Origin of the sequence: Blastococcus sp. TF02-8 (assembly GCF_003319175.1) — a bacterium.
GTDB lineage: Bacteria > Actinomycetota > Actinomycetes > Mycobacteriales > Geodermatophilaceae > Blastococcus.
On sequence record NZ_QOHK01000002.1, the window covers coordinates 223,959 to 243,110 of the forward strand.

General features: G+C 74.7%; 21 protein-coding genes and 1 riboswitch. Of the genes, 10 read left to right on the plus strand and 11 right to left on the minus strand.

Going from position 1 to position 19,152, the window contains the following annotated elements; all coding sequences use genetic code 11:
* The first annotated feature begins 33 nt into the window (after positions 1-33).
* The 5 genes from DQ237_RS05135 (at position 34) to DQ237_RS05155 (ending at position 3,917) form a co-directional block, all read left to right on the plus strand.
* Positions 34-528, plus strand: a complete 495-nt coding sequence (locus DQ237_RS05135; protein WP_113797836.1) for a sigma-70 family RNA polymerase sigma factor — start codon at positions 34-36, stop codon at positions 526-528.
* The gene (locus tag DQ237_RS05140) at positions 525-1,496 is read left to right on the plus strand and encodes a hypothetical protein (RefSeq protein WP_113797838.1); all 972 of its coding nucleotides are present in this window, start codon (positions 525-527) and stop codon (positions 1,494-1,496) included. The genes DQ237_RS05135 and DQ237_RS05140 overlap by 4 nt, the downstream gene beginning before the upstream one ends.
* Positions 1,497-1,773: 277 nt before the next feature.
* Positions 1,774-2,076, plus strand: coding sequence for a hypothetical protein (locus DQ237_RS05145; RefSeq protein WP_113797840.1), 303 nt, complete (start codon positions 1,774-1,776; stop codon positions 2,074-2,076).
* Positions 2,077-2,219: 143 nt separating this feature from the next.
* Positions 2,220-2,711, plus strand: a complete 492-nt coding sequence (locus tag DQ237_RS05150; RefSeq protein ID WP_113797842.1) for a hypothetical protein — start codon at positions 2,220-2,222, stop codon at positions 2,709-2,711.
* 180 nt (positions 2,712-2,891) lie between these two features.
* Positions 2,892-3,917 carry a C40 family peptidase gene (locus DQ237_RS05155; RefSeq protein ID WP_113797844.1) on the plus strand — a complete coding sequence of 342 codons (1,026 nt, stop codon included), beginning with the start codon at positions 2,892-2,894 and terminating at the stop codon, positions 3,915-3,917.
* Here the strand turns inward: DQ237_RS05155 and DQ237_RS05160 are convergent.
* Positions 3,907-4,491, minus strand: coding sequence for a YdeI family protein (locus DQ237_RS05160; RefSeq protein WP_240619424.1), 585 nt, complete (start codon positions 4,489-4,491; stop codon positions 3,907-3,909). The two genes, DQ237_RS05155 and DQ237_RS05160, sit on opposite strands and share 11 nt — an antisense overlap.
* 65 nt (positions 4,492-4,556) lie before the next feature.
* On the opposite strand from DQ237_RS05160, the gene DQ237_RS05165 reads away from it, so the two are divergent.
* Genes DQ237_RS05165 through DQ237_RS05175 form a run of 3 tightly spaced genes read left to right on the plus strand, consistent with a single transcriptional unit; the run spans position 4,557 to position 6,711 of the window.
* Entirely contained in the window at positions 4,557-5,297 is a 741-nt protein-coding gene (locus tag DQ237_RS05165) for a histidine phosphatase family protein (protein ID WP_113797848.1), read from the plus strand.
* Positions 5,278-6,168 carry an NAD(P)H-hydrate dehydratase gene (locus tag DQ237_RS05170; RefSeq protein WP_113797850.1) on the plus strand — a complete coding sequence of 297 codons (891 nt, stop codon included), beginning with the start codon at positions 5,278-5,280 and terminating at the stop codon, positions 6,166-6,168. Before DQ237_RS05165 ends, DQ237_RS05170 begins: the two co-directional genes overlap by 20 nt.
* A gap of 18 nt (positions 6,169-6,186) precedes the next feature.
* On the plus strand, positions 6,187-6,711 hold the full coding sequence (locus DQ237_RS05175) for a gamma carbonic anhydrase family protein (protein WP_113797852.1): 525 nt from the start codon (positions 6,187-6,189) through the stop codon (positions 6,709-6,711).
* Here DQ237_RS05175 and DQ237_RS05180 read toward each other — a convergent pair.
* Entirely contained in the window at positions 6,708-7,772 is a 1,065-nt protein-coding gene (locus DQ237_RS05180; protein WP_113797854.1) for a low specificity L-threonine aldolase, read from the minus strand. The genes DQ237_RS05175 and DQ237_RS05180 overlap by 4 nt on opposite strands.
* A gap of 62 nt (positions 7,773-7,834) precedes the next feature.
* Here DQ237_RS05180 and DQ237_RS19885 point away from each other — a divergent pair, with 62 nt between their 5' ends.
* Positions 7,835-8,617, plus strand: a complete 783-nt coding sequence (locus DQ237_RS19885; protein ID WP_113797856.1) for a MerR family transcriptional regulator — start codon at positions 7,835-7,837, stop codon at positions 8,615-8,617.
* A 6-nt stretch (positions 8,618-8,623) separates the two neighbouring features.
* Here the strand turns inward: DQ237_RS19885 and DQ237_RS05190 are convergent, their stop codons facing one another.
* The 5 genes from DQ237_RS05190 to DQ237_RS05210 all read right to left on the minus strand — a co-directional run bounded on the left by DQ237_RS05190 (position 8,624) and on the right by DQ237_RS05210 (position 13,868).
* Positions 8,624-9,673, minus strand: a complete 1,050-nt coding sequence (locus DQ237_RS05190) for a homoserine O-acetyltransferase (RefSeq protein WP_113797858.1) — start codon at positions 9,671-9,673, stop codon at positions 8,624-8,626.
* A gap of 20 nt (positions 9,674-9,693) precedes the next feature.
* Positions 9,694-10,986, minus strand: coding sequence for a bifunctional o-acetylhomoserine/o-acetylserine sulfhydrylase (locus DQ237_RS05195; RefSeq protein ID WP_113797860.1), 1,293 nt, complete (start codon positions 10,984-10,986; stop codon positions 9,694-9,696).
* Positions 10,987-11,030: 44 nt separating this feature from the next.
* Positions 11,031-11,147: riboswitch (SAM riboswitch) on the minus strand.
* A 66-nt stretch (positions 11,148-11,213) separates the two neighbouring features.
* Positions 11,214-11,684: a hypothetical protein gene (locus DQ237_RS05200; RefSeq protein ID WP_113797862.1), complete on the minus strand. Its 471-nt coding sequence runs from the start codon at positions 11,682-11,684 to the stop codon at positions 11,214-11,216.
* Positions 11,681-12,571, minus strand: a complete 891-nt coding sequence (locus tag DQ237_RS05205; RefSeq protein WP_113797864.1) for a mechanosensitive ion channel family protein — start codon at positions 12,569-12,571, stop codon at positions 11,681-11,683. Before DQ237_RS05205 ends, DQ237_RS05200 begins: the two co-directional genes overlap by 4 nt.
* Before the next feature lie 100 nt (positions 12,572-12,671).
* On the minus strand, positions 12,672-13,868 hold the full coding sequence (locus DQ237_RS05210) for a thioesterase family protein (protein WP_240619425.1): 1,197 nt from the start codon (positions 13,866-13,868) through the stop codon (positions 12,672-12,674).
* 89 nt (positions 13,869-13,957) lie between these two features.
* On the opposite strand from DQ237_RS05210, the gene DQ237_RS05215 reads away from it, so the two are divergent.
* The gene (locus DQ237_RS05215) at positions 13,958-14,923 is read left to right on the plus strand and encodes a DMT family transporter (RefSeq protein WP_240619426.1); all 966 of its coding nucleotides are present in this window, start codon (positions 13,958-13,960) and stop codon (positions 14,921-14,923) included.
* Positions 14,924-14,953: 30 nt separating this feature from the next.
* Here DQ237_RS05215 and DQ237_RS05220 read toward each other — a convergent pair whose 3' ends face one another.
* The 4 genes from DQ237_RS05220 to DQ237_RS05235 form a co-directional block, all read right to left on the minus strand.
* Positions 14,954-15,964 (minus strand): ABC transporter substrate-binding protein, encoded by a 1,011-nt coding sequence (locus DQ237_RS05220; RefSeq protein ID WP_113797868.1) that lies wholly within the window; start codon positions 15,962-15,964, stop codon positions 14,954-14,956.
* Between the two features lie 130 nt (positions 15,965-16,094).
* Positions 16,095-16,925: an ABC transporter ATP-binding protein gene (locus tag DQ237_RS05225; RefSeq protein ID WP_113797870.1), complete on the minus strand. Its 831-nt coding sequence runs from the start codon at positions 16,923-16,925 to the stop codon at positions 16,095-16,097.
* Positions 16,922-18,013, minus strand: coding sequence for an iron chelate uptake ABC transporter family permease subunit (locus DQ237_RS05230; RefSeq protein ID WP_113797872.1), 1,092 nt, complete (start codon positions 18,011-18,013; stop codon positions 16,922-16,924). Before DQ237_RS05230 ends, DQ237_RS05225 begins: the two co-directional genes overlap by 4 nt.
* Complete coding sequence (locus DQ237_RS05235) at positions 18,010-19,059, minus strand: iron ABC transporter permease (RefSeq protein WP_240619427.1); 1,050 nt, start codon at positions 19,057-19,059, stop codon at positions 18,010-18,012. Before DQ237_RS05235 ends, DQ237_RS05230 begins: the two co-directional genes overlap by 4 nt.
* Positions 19,060-19,152: the final 93 nt, after the last annotated feature.

A 19,152-nucleotide genomic window follows, 5' to 3' on the forward strand; every position in this document is an offset into this window, starting at 1 on the left:
CAGCGGCCCGGGCCTCTCCGGCGTGTACAGGACATGACACCCGAGCAGTCCTTCGCCGAGTTCTACGCGGCGTGGAAGGACCCATGCCTGCGAGCGGTCGTGGCCGCCGGCAGCGACCGCGCCGTCGCAGAGGAGGCCGTCGCCGAGGCCTTCGCGCGGGCCTGGGCGAGCTGGCCGAAGGTCAGCCGCCACCCCGCCCCGTCGGCATGGGTCGTCCGCACCGCGCTCAACCACCGCGTCTCCCGCTGGCGGCGGACCCGCCGCGAGGTGGCACTGACCACCGACGTGGCCGACGGCGTCGTCGCGCTGCACACGCCGCACGCGGAACGGGACGACCTGGTCCGCGCCGTCGCCGCGCTGCCGCAGCGGCAGCGCCAGGTCGTGGCCCTGCGGATCTTCCTCGACCTCGACACCCAGCGGACGGCCGAGGCGCTGGACCTCTCGCCCGGCACCGTGACCACCCACCTGCACCGCGCGCTCACTGCACTGCGTGCCGCTCTCTCCACCGATCTGGAGGCCTGCTCATGAGCACCGACCTGCGTGCCGACGTCACCGCCGCCTATGCCGACGTCACCCTCTCCGACCCGCTCGAGCAGGTCGTCCGCCGTGGCCGGCGCATCCGTCGGGCCCGCCGCGCCCGCCGGGTGGCCCCGGCGCTGGTGGCCGCCGCGGCCGTCGTCGTCGGCGTCTCGGTCGTGCACGACGACGGCGGGGTGCCCGCCGCGGGTGCGGTCGTGCTCGTCGACTACTCGGTGCCGGCCTTCCCGCTCTCCTTCGACCGTCTGCCCGCGGGGCTGGTGGGGCCGCACGCCTCGCTCGACCCGTCGTTCGACGAGGTCGGCCCCGGGACGGCGCACGCCGGCTGGGGCGATCCCGGCGACCCGGACTCCGGCGTCGGCATCACCGTCGGGACCGAGCTGAGCACCGACGGCTCGGACGAGATCGGCGAGGTCGAGATCGGCGGGGAGGACGCCACCGTCTACCGGACCGACGTCACCGGCGGACCGGCGGAGATCTCCGTGGTGTGGGAGCGCGCCGACGACCAGTGGGTGCGGGTGACCGGCTCCGGGCGCTTCGGCTCGGAGAAGTCGGTGGTCGAGCTCGCCCGCCGGGTGACCGATCGCGGCTTCGCGGTGCCCCTGCAGGTGGCCGTCGCGCCGCGTGGCTGGGTGGTGGTCGCCTACAAGGACGACCGGGTCCTGACCCTCGCCGACCCGGCGGGCGCTCCGGCGACCGACGCGACGGCGCGCACGCTCACCGTGCACCTGCCGCCGCAGCCCAGCGCTCCCGCCGACCTGCCCTCCGACGTCGGCGCGACCGACGGCCGCATGGACGCCGTGACCGTCCAGGGGCAGTCCGCGTACCTGCTGCCGACGGCGGAGGCGTGGTTCCTGCAGGCGTCGCTGCCCGACGGCACCGTGTTCACCCTCCAGGCGCCGCTGGACCTGACGCCCCGGCAGGTGGTGGCCGTCGCCGACGGCGTCGCCCGCCGCTGAGAACCCCCAGGGGGCGCGGGGTCGGTTCGCACGGACCGGCCCCGTGCCACGCCCGGGTGGGGGCGTTCCGTCACAGGTGGCGACAAGTCGATCTCGGGACGCTGGCGGAAACTGACGGCGACGACGCGTACGCATCGGCTTACGCTCGGTGTCGGAAGAAGAACGACCGGAGCGCTTTACCCCAGACCTGGTTCTGCCGAAACCTCCGGTAGCTCGAAAATTCCGTACATCGCAACGCGGGGCCCCTCTTCCCAGGGGCCGTCGAGGGGAGGACTCCGTGAGCAGGAGTCGCAAGCCGTCCGTCTTCCAGGTGGGCAAGGTCCGCGACGACGGGCACACCGTCGTCATCTCCGGCTGGGGCCTGGGCCTCTGCGCCGCCGGCTGTGCCTGCCACCGTCACCCGTCCGCCGGTCACCTCGCCATCGCCGAGGACCAGGCCGGTGGGTCCATCGGCCTGGTCAGCTTCCGCGAGGGTGGCTGCGACTGCTGCGAGCCGTGGACCTCCGAGGAGCTCTCGGCGATCCTGCGGGACTTCCAGGCTCTCGCCGGCCTCGAGGCGCAGGAGCCCCTCGCCGGCTGATCGACGGACCCTCTCGCCCCCGACCCTCGCTGCGCTCGGGTCGGGTCCCTGCGGGAGGCTGGTCCCAGCACGTCGCCACGCTCGGGCCGGGACCCTGCGACGGAGCCGTTCCATCGCCTCGCCGGCGGGGTAGGCGCGATCCCATGTTGGGACGCGCTGCCCTGCGGGGTGCACTCGCCGGTCTGGTCGGCGTCGCTGTGATGACCGTCGGCGAGAAGGCCGAGCAGGTCGTCACCGGTCGCCCGGACAGCTACGTGCCGGCGCGCACCCTCACGGCACTCACCACCGGCCGCCGGCTCCCGGGCTCGGCCCGGCCGCCGGTGCGCAACCACCTCATGCACTGGGGCACCGGCGCCGCCGTCGGTGCCCTTCGTGGCGTCTGGGCTGCCTCCGGCCTGCGCGGCTGGCGCGCCTCGGCCTGGCACACGTCCGTCCGTCTGGCCACCGACCAGACCCTGGAGAACGCCACCGGCGTCGGCGCGCCCCCGTGGACCTGGTCCCGGCGCGACCGGGTCGTCGACGTCGGTCACAAGGCCGTCTACTCGTTCGTCACCGGCGCCGTGGCCGACCGCCTCGTGCCGCTGGCCGTCGACCGCCGGGCGGACGGCACGGCCCGGGGGCCGCGCCGCAGCTGACCCCGTTCCGTGCGGGGTGCCGGTCGTCTCGTGGGACCCGTGTGACGGGAGAGATCACCGCAGGGCTTGCGTTGGGCGCGCCGACCACTACATGTCGACACGGTCTCCCTACCGTCCGTGCTGACGCGCATAGTTGCGGCCCCTTCCCCGGGCCCGGCGCGGGTGATCGGAGGCCACACGGTGCAGTCGCTGCGTACGACCACGCGTCGCCGCTCGCGCGTCGTCATGGCGCTCGGAGCAGCGCTCGTCGCCGGCGCGGCCGGTGTGCTCGCGCCCACCCCGGCCGGTGCCGCCCCCGGCTCCGCCGCCGAGGCGACCCGGCTGCTGCAGGAGACGGCTCAGCGGCTGACCGTGATCGACGAGCAGGTGCACGAGGGCGAGCTCACCGTCGCCCGTCTCCAGGCCGAGGCCGCCACCGCCGCCGCAGCCGCACAGGCCGCCCGCGATGCCCTCGCCGTGCACGAGCCGCAGATCCGCGCCATCGCCCAGAGCAGCTTCCGCAAACAGGAGTCGCGGGTCGCGGCCTTCCTGACCAGCGACTCCGCCGACGACCTCGTGCAGCAGATGACCACGCTGGACGTGATCGCCGCCCACACCAACAGCCTCGTCGCCGAGGTCGCCGCCGCCCGGTCGGCCGCCGAGCAGGCCCAGGCCGCCGCCGACCAGGCGACCGCCACCGCGCAGGCGAGCCTCGCCGAGCTGGAGAAGCAGAAGGCGGAGGTGGAGCGGCAGGCCGAGCAGTACCAGTCGGACTTCGCCCGGCTCTCCGCCGCCGAGCAGGACCGGCTCTCCACCCTCGTCGCCGGCCCGAAGCTGGCCGCGCCGTCGGCGTCGTCCCTCCCGGTCGCCCCCAACGGCGCCGCGGCCACCGCGATCCAGGTGGCGCTGTCCAAGGTCGGCTCGCCCTACCGCGCCGGCGCCTCCGGCCCGAACGCCTTCGACTGCTCCGGCCTGACCTCCTACGCCTATGCCGCAGCCGGGGTCACCCTCCCGCGCAGCAGCCGGGCCCAGTCGACCATCGGCCGGCAGGTCTCCCGCAGCGAGCTCCAGCCGGGCGACCTGGTCTTCTACTACACGCCCATCAGCCACGTGGCGCTGTACATCGGCGACGGCATGATCGTGCACGCCCGCACCTACGGGACGCCGCTGTCGGTCACCACGGTCGACCAGAACGGCTTCCGCTTCGGGGTGCGCCTCACCGGCTGAGCCGGCCCGCCCGCTCGGTCAGCTCCTGCACGGCCGCGGCGATCCGCCTCGCCCGGGTGGCGGGGGTCGCTGCGGTCTGCACGCGCCACAGCACGGAGTAGCGCTCACCGCTGGTGAGTGCCTCGAACGCCGTCCGTGCCACGGGGGCCGCGTCGAGGGCGGCCGCGAGATCCTCCGGCACGGTGATCGTCGCCGGCCCGGCGTAGGCACGGTCCCAGCGACCGTCGGCCTTGGCGGCCTCGACGGCAGCCCGGCCCGCCGGTCGCATCCGGCCCTCCTCGATCAGCCGGGTGGCGGTCTGCACGTTCTTCAGCGACCACACGCTGCGCGGCCGCCGGGGCGTGATCCGCTGGACGTACCAGGAGTCGTCGATCCGGTTCGCCCGGCCGTCGATCCATCCGAAGCAGAGCAGCACCTCGACCATCCCGGCCCAGTCGACCGAGGGCACGCCCGTGCCCTTCTTCGCGATCTTCACGTACAGGCCGGGCGCGGTGGCGTGGTGCTCCTCCAGCCAGGTCTCCAGGGCGGCCTGGTCGGCGAACGCGAGGACGGGCAGGTCCGTGGGCTCGGTCACGCCGGTGATCATCCGCTCGGGGTCCGACGGTTTGGCCGTCCCCGCGCGCGGCTACCGGCGTCCGGGTGAGTGATCGTGCCCCGGGGCCCTCCGTGCTGTGGTTGGTCCGGCACGGCGAGAGCACGGGCAACCTCGCCGACGCCCAGGCGCAGCTCGCCGGGGCGGGCCGGCTGGAGCTCGACGTCCGCGACCCCGACGTCCCGCTGTCGGCCACCGGCCGGGCGCAGGCCGTGGCGCTCGGTCGCCGTCTCAGCAGCCTGCCCGAGGACCGTCGCCCGACCGTCGCCCTCAGCTCGCCGTTCGCCCGGGCGCTGACGACCGCGCAGCTGGCCACCGCGGACCTCGGCGTCCCGGTGCGTACCGACGAGCGGCTGCGCGAGCGCGACTTCGGCGCCTTCGACGGGATGACCGGGGCCGGGATCCGGGAGCAGTTCCCCGACGAGGCGCGCCGGCGCGACCTGCTCGGGAAGTTCTACTACCGCCCGCCGGGCGGGGAGAGCTGGGCGGACGTCGCGCTGCGACTGCGCAGCCTGCTGGCGACCGAGGCGCTCCGGCACGACGGCGAGCGGCTGTTGGTCGTGGCCCACCAGGCAGTGATCATGGTGTTCCGCTACGTCCTGGAGGGGCTGACCGAGCAGGAGCTCCTGGCCGTCGACCGGGCGGAGCAGGTCGCCAACGCCTCGCTCACCCGCTACGAGCGGAGCGACGCGGGCGAGCTCGTGCTCGCCGAGTTCAACGCCGTCGACCACCTGGTCGCCGCCGACGAGGACATCACCGAGGAGCCCGATGCCGCGCGGTCGGCCTGACCCCACGCTCGTCACGCCCGAGGTGCTGCGCCACTGGCCGCTGCCCGAGCCGGGCGGCGACAAGAACACCCGCGGCTCGATCCTCGTCATCGGGGGCAGCACGGAGACCCTCGGCGCGGTGCTGCTCGCGGCCGAGGCAGCGATGCGGGCGGGTGCGGGCAAGCTGCAGGTGGCCACCGTGGCCTCGCTCGCCCCCTTCGCCGCCGCGGCGCTGCCCGAGGCGCTGGTCCGCGGCCTGCCCGAGACCGACGGCGGAGTGATCCACCCGGACGCCGCCGACGACGTCCAGGAACTGGCCGGGTCGGCCGGTGCCGTGCTCATCGGACCGGGGATGACCGACCAGGAGGCGGCCCGGGCGTTCGGCGAACGGTTGCTCCCGCACCTGGCCGGCCCCGTGGCCCTCGACGCCCTCGGGCTGGCCGCCGTCACGGCGGACCCCGCATGCCTGCACCACCTCGACGGACGCGCCGTCCTGACCCCGAACCCGACCGAGCTGGCGATCGCCCTGCACGTCGAGGACGACGAGGTCGACGCCGATCCCGCGCGGGCCACGGCTTCCCTCGCCGAGCGGGCACGGGCCGTGGTGGGGATGGGCGGGACGACGTCGTGGATCGCCACCCCCGACGGCCGCACGTGGCAGGACGAGAGCGGCAACGCCGGGCTGGGGGTGTCCGGCTCCGGTGACGTCCGTGCGGGCATCACCGGCGGACTGCTCGCCCGGGGCGCCGAACCCGCCCAGGCGGCGGTGTGGGCGGCCTGGCTGCACGGCCGGGCAGGGGAGCGGCTGGCGTCGTCGGTGGGTCGGGTCGGTTTCCTGGCCCGCGAGCTGCCGGCGGAGATCCCGCGTGCGCTCGCCGAGGTCGTCCCCTGATCCGGTAGGAAGGTCGCCGTGGACAGCTTCATCGGTGCCCTGGACTCCGGCAGCCCCCAGATCGCCGACTCGGCGTTCGTCGCGCCCACGGCGGTCGTGGTGGGCGCCGTGACGATGGGGCCGCGCTCGAGCATCTGGTACGGCGCGGTCGCCCGGGCCGACGCCGAGGCGATCTCGATCGGCGCCGACTCCAACATCCAGGACGGCTGCGCCCTGCACTCCGACCCGGGGTTCCCGCTGCTCGTGGGGGAGCGGGTGTCCGTCGGCCACCGCGTGGTCCTGCACGGCTGCCGCATCGACGACGACGTCCTGGTCGGCATGGGCAGCATCGTCATGAACGGCGCGCACATCGGCTCGGGGTCGATCATCGCGGCGGGCGCGGTGGTCACCCAGGGCAAGGTGTTCCCGCCCCGCTCCCTGATCGCCGGCGTGCCGGCCAAGGTGCTCCGAGAGGCGACCGACGACGACCAGCTGCACATCCAGGGCAACGCGATCAGCTACACCGGCCGGCTCGACTCGGCGCGGCAGGTGCGGCGCCTCTAGCCCGCCAGTGCCGCGACGGCCGCGCGGATCTCCTGCACGGTCAGCGCCAGCGTCGCGTCGCCCACCGGCAGCTCGACCCGCACCACGCCCGGGTCGCCGGTGCGCATCGGCTGCGGCCAGGTCCAGAGGCCCTCGTGGGCGGCCAGTCCACGGGCGGCGGCCGCGAAGGACTCGGGCGGGGTGCGCAGCAGCAGGTGCAGCATCGGCGTCTGCGGCGGGTCCGGGACGACGGTGACGCCGGGCAGGTCGCGCACCGCGCCCGCGATCTCGCGGGCGCGGTCCAGGTAGGCGGGCATGAGCGGCAGCCGGCGGCGCAGGCAGCCCAGTGCCGAGGCCGCGCCCGGCCACATGCCGAAGAGGGTGCCGCCCAGCCGACGCCGCCACTCGCGGACCTCGGCGACGACGTCCTCCGGGCCGGCCAGGCAGCAGCCGGCCAGCGCGCCCAGCCCCTTGTAGAAGCTGACGTACACGGTGTCGAACAGCCCGGCGATCTCGGCGGGTGTGCGGTCGTAGCCGGCCGACGCCTCCCACAGCCGGGCGCCGTCGAGGTGGGCGGCCGCCCCGCGCTGCCGTGCCCAGGTCGTCTGCTCGACCAGATCGGCCCAGGGCGGCAGCTGCCCGCCCAGGTCGCGCTGCGGCAGCTCCACCAGCAGCGCGGCGGGGTGCTCGGCGACGGCATCGAGGTCGGCGCGGAGCAGCAGCCGGTACCGGTCGCCGACCGGGCGCAGCACCATGGCGTGCAACCGCTCGAACGCCTGCTCCTCGTGCCGGATGAGGTGGCTCTCGGGGTGGCAGACGACCGTGCGGCGCGCCCGCCGGTCGGCGTGCACCCTCAGCGCCGCCTGCTGGGCCATGACCCCGCTGGGCAGGTACACGGCGGCGGGCAGGCCCAGGGACCCGGCGACCTCCGCCTCCAGCTCGGTGACAACACCCCCGGCGCCGTACCGGTCGGGCGCGGTGTCGGCGGGGACACCGGCCAGCAGCGTGTCCGCGCGCCACTCCCCGTGGCCGGTCAGGGAGCGGGTGCAGGCGGCCCGGAGCGCGAGGAGGTCGTCGTCCACGGGGGCAGTCTGCCTGCGCCCCCTTGACCTGGAGCGCGCTCCACGTCCTAGCGTCACCGGCGATGGATGACGACGAGGAGATGCCGCTCGCCGTGGTGACGGCTCGGACGGGCCTCTCCGCCGACACGCTCCGCTACTACGAGCGGGAAGGGCTGCTGCCCCCGGTCGCCCGCAACGGGGGCGGGCAGCGGCGCTACCGGCAGGTGGACCTGGACCGGCTGTCCTTCCTGCTCCGCCTCCGGGCCACCGGCATGCCCATCGCCACGATGCGCCGGTTCGCCGAACTGCGGATGCAGGGGGAGACGGGTCGGGCCGGCCGGCTGGCCGTGCTCCTGCAGCACCGTGCCGACGTGCGCCGTCGCGTGGCACTGCTCGTCGAGAACCTGTCTGCCATCGACCGGAAGGTCGACCGCCATCGGCGCATCCTGCGTCAGCGAGGAGAGAACCCCGTGCCCGACGCCTCCCCGGCCGCGTTCGAGCTCCTGCCCCTGCACCACGTCCAGCTGGCCATCCCGCCCGGCGGGGAGGACGCCTGCCGGGCCTTCTGGCGCGACGTCCTGGGGATGACCGAGCTGGAGAAGCCGCCGGTGCTCGCGGCGCGGGGCGGCTGCTGGTTCCGCGGCGGGGGCCTGGAGGTGCACCTGGGCGTCGAGGACCCGTTCGTGCCGGCGGAGAAGGCGCACCCGGGCCTGCTGGTCTCGGGGCTGCGGGAGCTGGCGGGGGTGCTCGAGCGCGCCGGTCACCCGGTCACCTGGGACGATGACTTCCCCGGCCACGACCGCTTCTACGCCGCCGACCCCTTCGGCAACCGCCTCGAGTTCCTGGAGCCCTCCGACCGGGGCTGAGCCGGGTCAGGCCCCCAGCAGCTCGCGGATCAGCCCGCCCACCGTGGCCGTCTCGATCAGGAAGCCGTCGTGGCCGTAGGGGGAGGAGATCAGCCGCAGGGGGACGCCGAGGGCGTCGGCGACCCGCTGCTGCTGCTCCGGCGGGTAGAGCCGGTCGGTGTCCACGCCCGCGACGAGGGCCCGGGCGGTGACCCGGCCCAGCGCCGCCTCCACGCCACCGCGGTGCCGGCCGACGTCCCAGCTGTTCATGGCCTCGGTGAGCACCAGGTAGCTGCCGGCGTCGAACCGGGCGGCCAGCTTCTCCGCGTGGTGGTCGAGGTAGGAGGCGACGGCGTAGCGCCCGTCCTCCTGCACGGAGCTGCCGAACCGCGCCTCGAGCTCCAGCCCGCTGCGGTAGGTGAGGTGTGCGATCCGGCGGGCCACCCCGAGCCCGGCGACCGGAGGATCGGCCGGGTCGGCGCGGATGGCGGCCTGCTGCGTGGTCTGGGTGCCGATCTGGTCGGCGGAGGCGACGGCGGCCGAGGCGAGGAAGAACAGCGCGTCCACGCGCTCCGGCTCGGCGACCGCCCACTCCAGCGCCCGCATGCCGCCCATCGACCCGCCGACGACGCACGCCCACCGGTCGACCCCGAGCGCATCGGCCAGCGCCGACTCCACCCGCACCTGGTCGCCGACGGTGATCTCGGGGAACCGGGACCCCCACGGGCGCCCGTCCGGTGCCGCGGAGGACGGGCCGGTCGTGCCCTGGCAGCCGCCGAGCACGTTGGCGCAGACGACGAACCAGCGGTCGGTGTCCAGCGGCGCGCCGGGGCCGACGATGCCGCTCCACCACCCGGCGGTCGGATGGCCGGGGCCGGCATCGCCCACCACGTGGCTGTCCCCGGTGAGCGCGTGCTCGACCAGCACGGCGTTCCCGCCGTCGGGTTCGAGCGTTCCCCAGGTCTCGTAGGCCACCCGCACCGCGGGCAGCTCCCCGCCCCGCTCGAGGGCGAGCGGGCCGGGCAGGTCGAGGAACCGGCGGTCGCCCGCCGGATCGCCCTCGGCCCACCCGGCCACCTGCTCAGCGCTCCCCGTACCTAGGCGGACTTGGCCGCGCGGAAGCCCGCCTCGAGGTCGGCGAGGATGTCCTCGATGCCCTCCAGGCCGACGGCCAGGCGCACCAGCCCCGGCGTGACGCCGGTGGTCAGCTGCTCCTCCGGGGTGAGCTGCGAGTGCGTCGTCGACGCGGGGTGGATGACCAGGCTGCGCACGTCGCCGATGTTGGCCACGTGGCTGTGCAGCTCGAGGGCCTCGACGAACTTCTGCCCGGCCTCGCGCCCGCCGTGCAGCTCGAAGGTGAGCACCGCACCGGCACCCCGCGGCGCGTACTTCTGCTGTGCCGCGTGCCAGGGGGAGGACTCCAGCGCCGGGTAGTTCACCCGGTCGACCGCGTCGTGCGCCTCGAGGAACTGCGCGACGCGGGTGGCGTTCTGCACGTGCCGCTCCATGCGCAGCGACAGTGTCTCGATCCCCTGCACCACCAGGAAGGCGTTGAACGGCGAGATGGCCGGGCCGAGGTCGCGCAGCAGCTGCACCCGGGCCTTGAGTGCGTAGGCGGGCGCACCGAGGTCCGTGTAGACGACGCCGTGGTAGGTCGGGTCCGGGACGGTGAAGCCGGGGAACTTCCCGCTGCCCCAGTCGAACGAGCCGCCGTCGACGATGATGCCGGCGATCGCGGTGCCGTGGCCGCCGAGGTACTTCGTCGCCGAGTGGACGACGACGTCCGCGCCGAACTCCAGCGGCCGGATCAGGAACGGCGTCGCGATGGTGTTGTCGACGATCAGCGGGACGCCGTTGCGGTGCGCGACGGCCGCGACCTGCTCGATGTCGAGGATGTCGCCCTTGGGGTTGCCGATGGTCTCGCCGAAGAACGCCTTGGTGTTGTCCCGGACCAGGGCCTGCCAGGCCTCCGGGTCGTCCGGGTCCTCGACGAAGGAGACGGTGATCCCGAGCTTGGGCAGCGAGTGGTGCAGCAGGTTGTACGTGCCGCCGTAGAGCGAGGCGGAGGCGACGACGTGGTCACCGGCCTCGGCGATGTTGAGGATCGCCAGCGTCGTCGCCGACTGGCCGCTGGCCACCGCGAGCGCGGCCACACCGCCCTCGAGAGAGGCCACGCGCTGCTCCAGCGCGTCCTGCGTCGGGTTCATGATCCGCGTGTAGATGTTGCCCAGCTCGGCGAGCGAGAACAGGTCCGCGGCGTGCTGGCTGTCGCGGAACTGGTACGCCGTCGTGGCGTAGATCGGCAGCGCGCGGGCGCCGGTCGTCGGGTCGGGGCTCGTGCCGGCGTGGATCTGCCGGGTCTCGAAGCTCCAGCTCTGCGGGTCGGTCATGCGCCGTCTCCTCTTCGCTCGCGGAGAGCCCGCGGCGCGCAGGAACTCCGTCCTTGCCGGTCGGCGGGCGCCGATCGGCCGGCTCTTCCCCTGGGAGCACCTCAGACGGAGTAGAGGTTGCCGGGCAGCAAGCCAGGTGCTTGTCGCTGCCTCTCGTGAGCCAGGGCGATCATAGAGGGGAGGTTGTCCCACGTGAAACATGCGTCCCGCGGAGTGGACGCGGGAGCTCAGCCGGGCGGGCTGACCGTCGTCGGTGCGGTGGCGCCGCCGGGCGCGTCGGTGCTCGTCGTCGTGGTGGGCAGCTCCGGCTCGATCGAGGGCTCCGGCTCGCTCGTGGGCGCCGAGGTCCGGGTCGGAGGGGGAGTGCTGGTCGGGCTCTCGTCCTCCTCCTCGGTCGTGGGCTCGGGCTCGGTGGTCGACGGCGGGGTGGTCGTGCTCGGTGCCGGCACCACCGGCTGGTCGACGCCGGTCTCCTCCGTGACCGAACCCTCGACCGGCGGCTTCACCTCGAGGTAGAGGAAGAAGATCCCCACGAAGAGGACGGCGAGCACGACCGTCGAGGTGCGGGCCCGGCCCAGGTGCGACGGGATGGCGGACCACCAGCGGTGCGTGGGCGGGGCCGCGGGCGCGGTGCTGACCGTGGGCTTCGCGACCTCCTCGGCGTGCCGGCCGCCGGCGTCCTGCTCCGGCGCGCTCATCGGGCGCTCTCCTGGACCTTCGTCGCGGCGTCGCCGTCGTGCGCCGTGGGGGCAGGCACCTGCACGCCCTGGGCGCGGAAGGCCAGCACCACGCGGGCCCGCAGGTCGCGGCCCACCTCGAACTGCTTGCCCGGCAGGGTGCGGGCGACCACCCGCACGTTCACCTCGTCCAGGCCGAGCGTCTCCACGCCCATGACGGTCGGCGGGTCCAGCAGCAGCGGGCGCATCCCCGGGTCGCGGAACGCCTCGCGGCCCACCTCGCGGAGGATCTCGTTCACCCGGTTGACGTCCACCGTCGACGGGACCGGCACGTCGACGACCGCCCGCGCCCAGTCGCGCGACAGGTTCACGACCTTGACGATCTGCCCGTTCGGCACCGTCACCACCTCGCCGTTGGGCGAGCGGACGCGGGTGACCCGCAGGGTCACGTCCTCGACGGTCCCGGTGGCCGGGTCCCCGCCGCCCACCACCTGGATGGAGACGACGTCGCCGAAGCCGTACTGCCGCTCGGTGATGATGAAGAAGCCGGCGAGCACGTCCCCCACGATCCGCTGCGCGCCGAAGCCCAGCCCGACGCCGAGCACCGTGGCCGGCGCGACCAGGCCGGTCACCGGGACGCCGAGCCGGTCGAGCACGAAGAAGACCGCGATCGAGTAGATGAGCACGATCGCGGCCCACTGCAGCACCTGGGTGAGCGAGTGCCGGTGCTTGGCCGCCTCCGAGCGCACCAGGGCGTCGCCGCCGGTCGCGTTGCGGTCGATCCGGTCGGTGATCCGGTTGCCGGCCCAGGAGACGAACCGGGCCAGCAGGACCGAGCCCAGGATGATGAGCACGACCTCGAGGCCCCTCCCGGACAGCCAGTCCAGCAGGTCGTCGAACGCGTCCACGGGTGCAGCACTCCGATCGTCGGGGGAAGGCGACCCCTCCACCCTCCCCGACGGCGGCCGGACCGTGCCAGCCGGATCGCCGGGTTCCGGGCGAGATGGATCACTCCGCCGCGCGCGGCTCCACGAACAGCGACTGGGTCGACCGGCCCACCGCGCCGTCGGCGTCGAACAGGACCGCGGAGCACTGGGCCGCGCCGGTGCCGCCCAGCACGGTGGTGGCGGCCATCCCCAGCCACTCGCCGCGCGGCGGGCGGTGCAGGGCCAGGGTCAGGTCGACGTTGGCGAACGTCGCCTCCGTCCAGTCCAGGGTGGCCGAGATGCCGCTGGCCGCGTCGGTCATCACCAGCAGGTGCTGCAGCGGGGTCATCGGCTCGCCGGCGACCAGCTCGCACTCCGGACGGGTCCACGCGGTGGCGGGCCCCGCGGCGTTGAAGGTGCCCTCGGCGAACCGCCAGTCCAGCGCGCGGTGGTAGGCGACGTCGGTGGTGAAGAACGCCGCCGTCTCCGGCCGGCTCCGCTCGGGGCCGCGCGGGCACGGGTGCGGCTGCTCGGTCGCCTCGGCGCCGTCGCGCACCCGCATCCGCCACGCGGACAGGCGCATCAGCGGCCGGCCGTCCCCGGCGTCGAGCACCGACTCGACCAGCTCCACCCGCCGTCCCGGGCGGACGACGGAGCTGCGCAGGCGCACCGGGCCCACCGGGACCGGGCCGAAGATGTCGTAGGCCAGCCGCACCGCCTGGCCGCCCTCGATGCCGCCGGCGCGCTCCACCTCGCGCAGCAGCAGCGCCGCCGGAGGGCCGGCGTGCTGGAGGCCGACGTCCCACGGGCCGATGGTCAGCGCGGTGGCGGTGAAGCTCGTGCCGGTCGGGTCGCCGTCGGGCAGGTAGAGGGCGGAGGGCAGCTCCATGCCCGGCAGTCTGACCGACCGCTCAGCCCTCGGTGCGCCGGGTCTCCCACACCGCGTAGGCCGTCCAGCCCCCGCGGCGACGGCCACCAGCGTCCAGACCCAGCGCAGCTCGGCGGAGTTCGACAGCACCAGCAGGACGGCGACGACGAACGCCGAACCGGCCACCGGCGCCGACCGGGCCAGCACGCCCGCGGTTCCGGGGCCCGGCACCGCGAGGAACACCACGATCGCCGCTCCCAGCAGGAAGGCGCACAGCGCGGCCAGGATCCCCGCGCCCACCCCGTACTGCGCGGGGAGGCCGACGGCGCCGAGGCCGCCGAGCACGATCCCCAGCGCCAGCACGAGCAGCGTGCGCCGGCGCCGGTCGGACCACGGTGGTCGGTGCGGCACGGGTCCTCCTCCCGATGGGCTCCTCCCGTTCTACCGCTCCGGGCTGGGAGGTAGGCGTCTCCGAGCTGTACGCCCGCTACCGTGCGGCGGTGTCCCGCAGCCCCCGGCCCGCCCTCGGATATGTCTTCACGCTCGCCTCGGCCGGGCTGTTCGGGATCAACGGCACGGTGTCCACGCTGGCGCTGGAGGCCGGCATCCCGCCGACGCGGCTGACCGCCCTGCGCTGCACCGGAGCGGCGCTCGTGCTGGTCGTGGCGCTCGCTGCTCTCTCGCCGTCCCGGCTGCGCGTCCGGCGCCGGGAGCTGCCGCTGCTGGCGGTCTTCGGCGTCGTCGGCGTCGCGCTGACGCAGTTCCTCTACTACGTGGCGATCGGCCGGCTGCCCGTCGGGATCGCGCTGGTCTTCGAGATGACCGCACCGGTGTTCATCGCGCTGTACGTGTGGCTGGTGCGGCGGGAGGCCGTGCGCAGCCTGCTGTGGGTGGCGCTGCTGCTCTCCCTCTCGGGACTGGTGCTGGTCGCACAGGTGTGGCAGGGCGGCGGTTCGCTCGACGCGGTCGGTGTGGCGGCCGCGCTGGCGGCGGCCCTCTGCCTGGCCACCTACTACCTGGTGGGGGAGCGCGGCACCGTCGGTCGTGACCCCGTCACGCTGACCTGCTGGAGCTTCGTGGCCGCGGCGCTGTTCTGGGCCGTCGCCGCGCCGTGGTGGGCGTTCGACGCGGGGGTGCTCGCGGAGTCGGTGCCGGTGTCGCTGGGTGAGGTGACCGCGCCGCTGTGGCTGCTGGTGGCGTGGATCGTGGTGCTGGGCGCGGTGGCGCCGTTCTGGCTGTCCATCGCCGCGCTGCCGCACCTGCCGCCGACGACCGCGGGGCTCGTCGCGACCGTGGAGCCGGTGTTCGCCTCGGTGGTCGCGTGGCTGTGGGTCGAGCAGGTCCTGACCGGCTGGCAGGTGGCCGGCGGCGTCGTCGTCCTCACCGGCATCGCGCTGGCGCAGACGGCCCGGGCCGCCTCGGCGGCGCCGCTGATGCCGGAGACCCCGGTCCCGCTGTCGAGCTGACAGCGGGACCGGGGCCCGGGTCTGACCGCGTCAGGCGGTGACGTCCTTCGAGCTGGTCAGGTAGCCGGCCAGCTCCTCCATGTACGCGGCCTGGGCGACGTAGTCCGGGCCGATGTACTTCCACGGGTGCAGCTGGCCGTTCTGGACGGCGGGCAGCAGCGCGGCCGTGGGCTGCGCGGCGATCTCCTCGGGGCTCATGCTGAAGCGGAGCGAGTAGAGCAGCACGTCGCTGGGGTGGTTGGGCACCTCTTCCCAGCCGACGGAGTTCCAGAAGTAGCCGTCGCCGCCCGGGTCGACGAAGTTGACGCCGAGGTCCTTGTAGAGCTTCAGCGCCGGGTCGTCGTCGGCCTTGGCCATCCACCAGCCGTCGGCCTGGGTGGCGTACACCGGCAGCACGCTGATGCCGCCGGCAGCGGCCTCCGTCAGCTTCTCCGAGGCGGCCTCGAAGTCGGCGCGGGCCTCGGCGACCTCGCCGCCCTCCGTGTCGACGCCGAGAGCGGCGGCCAGGTCGACGACCCGCTCGATGACGTCGGCGGCCGAGCCGGTGTAGGCGATGTGGATGACCGGCGCGATCTCGGCGACCTGCTCCTCCTGCGCCATGTCGTTGAAGCCGTAGCCGGCGGTGCCCTCGGGGATCTCGCCGGAGGAGTCGGTCGGGTAGATCGTGGTGACGATGACGTCGGGGTCGGCGGCGGCGAGGGCCTCCAGGTCGATCTCGCCGTAGGAGGTGCCGACGATGGCGACGTCGCCGAGGTCGCGGCCCTCGAAGGCGACGTCCTCCTCGGCGGAGGTCTGGCCGAAGGTGGCGACCGGCGCGATGCCGTAGTTCCACAGCGAGGCGGTGAGGTCGTTCAGGCCGGCGACGCGCTCGGGCGCCTCCGGGAGCTTCACGGTCTGGCCGATGTCGTCGGTGAACTCCCAGCCGCCCTCGGCGGCGCTGCTGCCGCCCTTGTCGTCGTCGTCGCTGCCGCAGGCGCTCACGCCGGCGGTCAGGCCCAGGGCCAGGAGGCCGCCGAGAAGGCGGCGAGTGGTGCGCTGCAACGGAACTCCCTCGGGTGAGGGGATGCATGATCATCCCCGGTCGAGCGAAGGTTAGCCTGCCCTAACCGACAGCTGTCCAGCGGGTCCCGGTCGACGTGACGGAACCGTGCCCTCCGGGTGCCCCGGGGGGTCAGCGCAGGCGGCGCACCGGGACGACCATCGGCGTCCCCGTCACCGGGTCGGGCACGACCCGCGCCTCGAGATCGAACACGTCGGCCAGCAGCTGCTCGGTGAGCACCTCGTGCGGGCTGCCCGAGGCGACCAGCGCGCCGTCCTTCATGGCCACCAGCCGCTGGGCGTACCGCGCGGCGAGGTTCAGGTCGTGCAGGACGACGACGACGGTGCGGCCGCGCTCGGCGTGCAGCCGGCCGACCAGCTCCAGGACGTCGATCTGGTGCGAGAGGTCGAGGTAGGTGGTCGGCTCGTCGAGCAGCAGCAGGTCGGTGCCCTGGGCCAGCGCCATCGAGATCCAGGCCCGCTGCCGCTGCCCGCCGGAGAGAGCGTCGACCGGCCGGTCGGCGAGGTCGGCCATGTCGGTCCAGGACAGCGCTTCGGCGACGACGGCCTCGTCGTCCCGCGACCACTGGCGCAGCCAGCTCTGGTGGGGGTGCCGGCCCCGGGCGACGAGGTCGCCGACGGTCAGCCCCTCCGGTGCGATCGGCGTCTGGGGGAGCAGGCCGAGCACCTGGGCGACCTCGCGGGTGGGCGTCCGGGCGATGGCCCGGCCGTCGAGCAGCACCTGCCCAGCGCTGGGGCGCAGCAGCCGGCCGAGCGCCCGCAGCAGCGTGGACTTGCCGCAGCCGTTCGGGCCGACGATCGCGGTGAACGAGCCCTCGGTGAGCTCGAGGTCCAGGTCGTCGACGACGACGCGCTCGTCGTAGGCCAGCCGCACGTGCTCGGCGGCCAGGCGCACCCGTCCGGTGGGGGCGGCCGTCGGCGCGAGATCGGTCTCGATGGTCACAGGGTGGATCGCCGCCTTCCGCGGACCAGGAGCCAGAGCAGGTAGGGCGCGCCGATGGCGGCGGTGAGGATGCCGACCGGCAGCGCCTCGGGCAGCACGGTGCGGGTGACGAGGTCGGAGCCGACGACCAGCAGCGCCCCCATCAGCCCCGAGGCCAGCAGCGGCGGGCGGGAGCCCCCGGTCAGCCGGACCGCGATCTGCGGGACGATCAGCGCCACGAACGCGATCGGCCCCGCGCCGGAGACCGCGAAGGCGACCAGCCCGACGGCCAGCAGGACGACGGCGGTCTGCGCACCCGCCAACCGCACGCCCAGCCCGCGGGCGGTGTTGTCGCCGAACTGCAGAGCGCCCAGCGTCCGGCTCGCGGCCAGGGAGAGCGGGAGCAGGACGGCGAGGGCGGTCGCGAGCGGAACGGCGTGGTCCCAGGTGCGGGCGTTGAGTGAGCCGGTGATCCAGACGTAGGCGGAGGCGGCGTCGTAGATCTCGGCGTTGGTGAGCAGCCAGTCGATGAGCGCGTTGCCGACCGACCACAGCGCGATGCCCACCAGCACCAGCCGGAACCCGTCGATGCCCGCCCGCCAGGTGAGCAGGAACAGCAGCAGCCCCGCGAGCAGGGCACCCACGAGGGCGGCGGCCGGGATGCCCAGGCCACCGAGGACGGCACCGGGGGAGGTTCCGCCGGTGAGCACGATCGCCGCCACCGCGCCGGCCGAGGCGCCGGTGGTGAGGCCCAGGGTGTCGGGGGAGGCCAGCGGGTTGCGGGCGAAGGTCTGGAAGAGCGCGCCGGCCACGCCGAGCGCGAGCCCGACCAGCACGCCGACGACGACCCGCGGCGCGCGCAGCTCGAGGACGATGAACTCCTGCGGACCGTCGCCGAGGCCGACCAGGGTGCGCAGCACGTCGCCGACGCCGATCGGGAAGTCGCCGCGGCCCATGCTCACCGCGGAGACCAGCACCAGGGCGGCGAGGGTCACCACGGGAACGGCGACGTCGCGCCAGCGCAGCGAGGCCGATCCCGGGCCGATCCGCACCGTCCGGCCGCTGCGCACGGGCCGCTGGTCCGGGCGGGGCGAGGCGGTGACGCTCACAGCCCGGCCGCCCGGGTGCGGCGCACGAGCCCGATGAAGAACGGGGCGCCGATGAAGGCCAGCACGATGCCGACCTGCAGCTCGGCCGGCCGGGCGACGACGCGGCCGAGCACGTCCGCGCCCAGCAGCAGCGCGGCGCCCAGCAGCCCGGAGCACGGCACGAGCCAGCGGTGGTCGGGGCCGGTCAGCGCCCGCACCACGTGCGGCACGACGAGCCCGACGAAGGAGATGGGGCCGCAGGCGGCGGTGGCCGCGCCGCAGAGCAGCGTGATCGCGGCCAGCCCGACCACCCGGGCGAGCCAGATGCGCTGGCCCAGCCCCCGGGCGACGTCCTCGCCCAGCCCGAGCAGGTTCAGCGCGGGCGCGTTGACCAGTGCGAGGACCAGGCCCAGGGCGATGAACGGCGCGACCTGCCAGGCGATGTCGCCGCCACGGCCGGCGAGCGAGCCCACCACCCAGAACCGGAAGCTGTCCAGCGTCTGCTCGTCGGAGACGAGGATCGCTCGCACCAGTGCGTAGAGCAGCGCCGAGAGCGCGGCGCCGGCCAGGGCGAGGGTGAGCGGTGTGGCGCCGCCGCGGCCGGCCGAACCGATGGCGTAGACCAGCACCGTGCCGGCCAGCGCTCCGCCGAAGGCGAACCAGACGTAGCCCGACGGGGAGGTCAGCCCGAGCAGGGAGATGGAGAGGACGACGGCGAGGCTCGCGCCCGCCGTGATGCCCAGCAGGCCGGGGTCGCCCAGCGGGTTGCGGGTGTGGCCCTGCATGAGCGTGCCGGCGACGCCCAGCGCCAGCCCGACCAGCAGGCCCAGCGCCGTCCGCGGCACCCGGAGCTGCCGGACGATCACCGCTTCCTCGGTGCCGAGATCGCCGTCGACGAGCGCCCGCCACACCTCGCCCAGGCCGATCGAGCGGGTCCCGATCGCGATGCTCGCGACCGCGACCGCGACGACCAGGGCGAGCAGGAGCGCGAGGGTGGCCAGCCGCCGGGCGCGCATCGAGCGCGGGCGTGCGGCGTCCCGGGCCGGGACGTCGACCGTGGTGGCCACGAGCAGCTCCCGGGACGGACGGTGGGTCAGATAAGGCTTACCTTAGCTGCGTCGTGCGGCCCGCGGCAGTGGCGTCCTCCGGACGAGCGGTGG

What these genes read in the sequence shown, in the direction of transcription:
- DQ237_RS05200 (WP_113797862.1), bottom strand. Translation starts at nt 11,684, where the DNA reads ATGAGCGCGCCGGAGCAGGACGCCGGCGGCCGGCACGCCGAGGAGGTC.
- DQ237_RS05135 (WP_113797836.1), top strand. Translation starts at nt 34, where the DNA reads ATGACACCCGAGCAGTCCTTCGCCGAGTTCTACGCGGCGTGGAAGGAC.
- DQ237_RS19885 (WP_113797856.1), top strand. Translation starts at nt 7,835, where the DNA reads ATGGATGACGACGAGGAGATGCCGCTCGCCGTGGTGACGGCTCGGACG.
- DQ237_RS05150 (WP_113797842.1), top strand. Translation starts at nt 2,220, where the DNA reads ATGTTGGGACGCGCTGCCCTGCGGGGTGCACTCGCCGGTCTGGTCGGC.
- DQ237_RS05140 (WP_113797838.1), top strand. Translation starts at nt 525, where the DNA reads ATGAGCACCGACCTGCGTGCCGACGTCACCGCCGCCTATGCCGACGTC.
- DQ237_RS05195 (WP_113797860.1), bottom strand. Translation starts at nt 10,986, where the DNA reads ATGACCGACCCGCAGAGCTGGAGCTTCGAGACCCGGCAGATCCACGCC.
- DQ237_RS05170 (WP_113797850.1), top strand. Translation starts at nt 5,278, where the DNA reads ATGCCGCGCGGTCGGCCTGACCCCACGCTCGTCACGCCCGAGGTGCTG.